This window comes from Streptomyces recifensis (assembly GCF_002154615.1).
GTDB classification, from domain to species: domain Bacteria; phylum Actinomycetota; class Actinomycetes; order Streptomycetales; family Streptomycetaceae; genus Streptomyces; species Streptomyces griseoluteus.
Window position 1 is genome coordinate 1 of sequence record NZ_MUNH01000629.1, and the last position, 3,668, is coordinate 3,668.

4 protein-coding genes are annotated in these 3,668 nt (G+C 72.7%); 3 read left to right on the forward strand and 1 reads right to left on the reverse strand.

Annotated features, from left to right (window positions below; genetic code table 11):
* On the reverse strand, positions 1-1,304 hold a 1,304-nt coding region (locus CCN33_RS27390; RefSeq protein WP_140394702.1), incomplete at its 3' end, for a penicillin acylase family protein.
* An 83-nt stretch (positions 1,305-1,387) separates the two neighbouring features.
* Here CCN33_RS27390 and CCN33_RS27395 point away from each other — a divergent pair.
* From CCN33_RS27395 to CCN33_RS27405, 3 genes are all read left to right on the forward strand, one after another.
* Entirely contained in the window at positions 1,388-2,110 is a 723-nt protein-coding gene (locus CCN33_RS27395; RefSeq protein ID WP_086696110.1) for a siderophore-interacting protein, read from the forward strand.
* Positions 2,111-2,134: 24 nt separating this feature from the next.
* Positions 2,135-2,725 carry an HhH-GPD-type base excision DNA repair protein gene (locus tag CCN33_RS27400; protein ID WP_086696111.1) on the forward strand — a complete coding sequence of 197 codons (591 nt, stop codon included), beginning with the start codon at positions 2,135-2,137 and terminating at the stop codon, positions 2,723-2,725.
* Between the two features lie 165 nt (positions 2,726-2,890).
* Complete coding sequence (locus tag CCN33_RS27405) at positions 2,891-3,508, forward strand: HdeD family acid-resistance protein (RefSeq protein ID WP_392227856.1); 618 nt, start codon at positions 2,891-2,893, stop codon at positions 3,506-3,508.
* The last annotated feature ends 160 nt before the right edge of the window (positions 3,509-3,668 follow it).

Sequence of the window (3,668 nt, forward strand, 5' to 3'; positions counted from 1 at the left end):
GGGCCGCGCTGGTTCGCCATCACGGCCATGCCGTCGTCCAGCGTGGCGTAGGGGGGCGTGTGCCAGCCCCGCCATGCGTGGCCCTCTTCCCAGGCGGGGACCACGCGGAGGCTGTTGGTACGGGGGCGGACGGGGACTTTGCCGGCGACTCGGTGGAGTACGGCGCCTGTGGTGTCGGCGGCCTGTACGACGTTGACGGGCTCGGCCCAGGCGTCCAGGGCCCTGTCGACGTCGGCGACCGTGCGAGCCCTGAGGAGGGGGAGGAGGGCGCTGAAGCCGAGGTCTTCCGTCACCCGGGGCGGGTAGCGGAGGGCGATGGCCGTGGGGGGAGCGTCACCCGTACGGCCTGAGGGGGCCCACGTTGCTTCCAGCCCGCCGAGCCCCTCCGGGCCTCCCGCGATCACCGGCCCCCGCTCCGTCTCGATGACCTCGACCTCCACCGCGCCCTCACCCGCGACCTCGACGACCTCCACGTCACGGATGGCCCGCTGCCAGACCCCCTCGGGGGAGAGGGCCTCCACCCCCGCCCCCGTGCGGCGGAGGCGTTCTCGGTAGAGGTCCTGGTAGTCGGCCATGGCGTTGGTGATGGACCAGGCGACGGAGCCGGTGTGGGCGAAGTGGGCTGTGCCGGGGACGCCGGGGACGGCGAGGCCGACGACGTCGAACTCGGGGCAGGACAGGCGGATCTGCTGGTAGACGCCGGGCTCTTCCAGGAAGCGGTGGGGGTCGCCGGCGAGGAGGGGGAGGCCGGTGGTGGTGCGGGCGCCGGAGAGGAGCCAGCCGTTGCTGCCCGCGGTGCCGGGGCCGTCGGTGGCGAAGAGGCCGACCGCGTCGGGACCGAGGTGCCGTATCGCCTCCTCGCGCCACAGCTTGGCCGGGAAGCCGGCGAACAGGATGTGCGTGCCCAGCCAGACGCCGAGCGGGGTCCACGGCTCCCAGCGGCCGGGGGTCAGGCCCGCCCGCGCGAACTCCGGTGTGCGCGCGGTCCCTTGGGCGAGGCCGGCGTTGACGCCGTCGACATAGGCACGGACCCAGGCCGCGGTCTCCGGGTCGCGTCTCTCCAGCGCGGCGAAGCACCGTCTCGCGGTGTCGTCGAGGCGGGCGCGGCGGGCGAAGACGTCCCAGGAGAGTGCGGAGGCGCCGAGGAAGGACGCGGAGGTGCCCTGCGCGCGGTGCCGTTCGACCTCCAGTTGCCAGGCGCGGTCGACCGCGGTCACCCGGCCCTGGGCACGGGCGAGTTCGCGGGCACTGGTGGCGCGCAGATGGGGGATGCCCCAGGCGTCGCGGTAGGTCTCGGTGGTCACCCTGGAGCACCCTTCCCTTTTAGGTTAGCCTTGCCTAACTTCACTGCCAGGTGGAGGAATCGTACGCGAGGGGCGGGGACAGGATGGGTCAGGGTCGGGGCTGGGAGGGCGCGGTCCTCAGACTGCTGCGGGCGAAGGACTTCACGTTCACGGTGACCGGCGCCGAGGACGTCACCCCGCACTACCGTCGGCTGCGGATGACCGACGGCGGACTGCTCGCGGCGACCGGCGTGCACCCCACGATGTGGGTCCGCCTGTGGTTCTCCGCCGACGGCCGCCCCCACCAGCGCGCGTACACCCTGGTCGACCCCGACCCCGCGACCGGCACCCTGACCCTGGAGTTCGCCCTGCACGAGGGGTGCGCCTCGGACTGGGCCCGCGCGGCCAAGGAGGGCGACACCGTCGAGGCGACCGTCCAGGGCACCGGCTTCCAGAACCCCGAACCCGGCCCCTCGCACGTCCTGGTGGTCGGCGACACCGCCTCGCTGCCCGCGATCAACTCCCTCTTCCAGGAGCTGGGATCGGCCCCGGCGACCGTCTGGTTCGAGGGCACCCTCGACGGGCTCCCCTCCGCCGCCGACCCCGAGCGGCACGAGATCCGCGAAATACCGCGCCAGGAGGCCGGAAAGCACCTGGTCGAGCGGGTCCGCGCCGAGCTGCCCGGGATCCTGTCCGGGACCGAGCACCCGTACGTGTGGATCGCCTGCGACACCGCGACCACCCGCGCCCTCGGCTCGTTCGTCCGCAAGGAACTCGGCGTGCCCAGGCAGCGCGTGCACGCGCTGGGGTACTGGCGGGCGGACTGATCCCGCGCGCGGGATCATGGCCGCATGGACGTCACCCTGCACCTCGCCCAGGACCCCGACGCCGACGCGCTGCTCGGCCGCAGCCCGCTCGCCGCGCTCACCGGGATGCTGCTGGACCAACAGATCCCGATGGAGTGGGCCTTCAAGGGCCCGGAGACGATCGCGCGCCGCATGGGCGCCGACGACCTGGACGCGCACGACATCGCCGCCCGCGACCCCGAGGAGTTCGCCGCGCTGCTCTCCGAGAAGCCGGCCGTGCACCGCTATCCGGGATCGATGGCCAAGCGGGTGCAGGCGCTGTGCCAGTACCTGGTCGAGCACTACGACGGTGACGCCGAGGCGGTGTGGCGGGACGCGGGCAGCGGGGCCGAGCTGCTCAAGCGACTGGAGGCGCTGCCGGGGTTCGGCAGGCAGAAGGCGCAGATCTTCCTCGCCCTGCTCGGCAAGCAGCTCGGGGTGACGCCGAAGGGGTGGCGGGAGGCGGCCGGGGCGTACGGCGAGACGAAGTCGTACCGCTCCGTCGCCGACATCACCGGGCCGGAGTCGCTGGCCAAGGTGCGGGCGCACAAGCAGGAGATGAAGGCTGCGGCCAAGGCGGCCAAGGCGAAGGAGTAACACCCGTCGGGCGCCCCCCGAGTGGCGGAATGTCCCCGTTCGGTCCAAGCATGGAATATGACCGAGCCTCCCATCGGCGGCCCCACGCAGGGCGGCCCGTACGAACCGAACGCCGGCGCGGGCCAGGCCCGGCCCGGCACCGCCTCCGGCCCCGACGCGGTCCGGATGGACAAGGACCGTGAGCGCGCGGAGCGGGAGCGCCACGACCAGGAGGAGCTGTTCGAGGGACCGCTGCACATGCTGTCCCAGGCGGCCTGGCAGGTCGTGCTGCTCACCGGCGTCGCCTCGCTGATCCTCGGCATCCTGGTGCTGATCTGGCCGGGCGCGACCCTGCTGGCGGTGGGTGTGCTGTTCGGCGTCTACCTGCTGGTCAGCGGCGTCTTCCAGCTGGTCTCCGCCTTCGGCACGCACAAGAGGACCTCGCTGCGGGTGCTGGCCTTCCTCAGCGGCGCTCTGTCCATCCTGCTGGGCCTGCTCTGCTTCAGAGGGCCGATGCAGTCGATCCTGCTGCTGGCGCTGTGGATCGGCATCGGCTGGCTGATCCGGGGCATCACGCAGACCATGGCCGCCGTCTCCGACAAGGGGATGCCCGCGCGCGGCTGGCACATCTTCCTCGGCATCGTCACCTTCATCGCCGGCATCGTCCTGATCGACTCCCCCTTCCAGTCGATCGCCGTGCTGACCCTGGTCGGTGGCTGGTGGCTGATCGTCGTCGGCATCGTCGAGATCATCACCTCCATCCGGATCAAGGGCCGCGCCAAGGACATCCCGCAGACGGTCTGACCCCCGGCTCCCCCTCCCATCCGGTCGTCAACCTCCCGCCACCGCCGTACGCCGTGCGGGCGGACTTGGGCGGCCGGAGGCGGAGCGGGGGGCCTCGCCGGGCAGAGGACCTGCGTGAGCACCGCGCGTCCTCGTGCCTCGCGCGCCCGGAGCTGGTTCC

Coding starts and splice junctions, on each gene's coding strand:
- CCN33_RS27395 (WP_086696110.1), top strand. CDS start 1,388: ATGGGTCAGGGTCGGGGCTGGGAGGGCGCGGTCCTCAGACTGCTGCGG.
- CCN33_RS27400 (WP_086696111.1), top strand. CDS start 2,135: ATGGACGTCACCCTGCACCTCGCCCAGGACCCCGACGCCGACGCGCTG.
- CCN33_RS27405 (WP_392227856.1), top strand. CDS start 2,891: ATGGACAAGGACCGTGAGCGCGCGGAGCGGGAGCGCCACGACCAGGAG.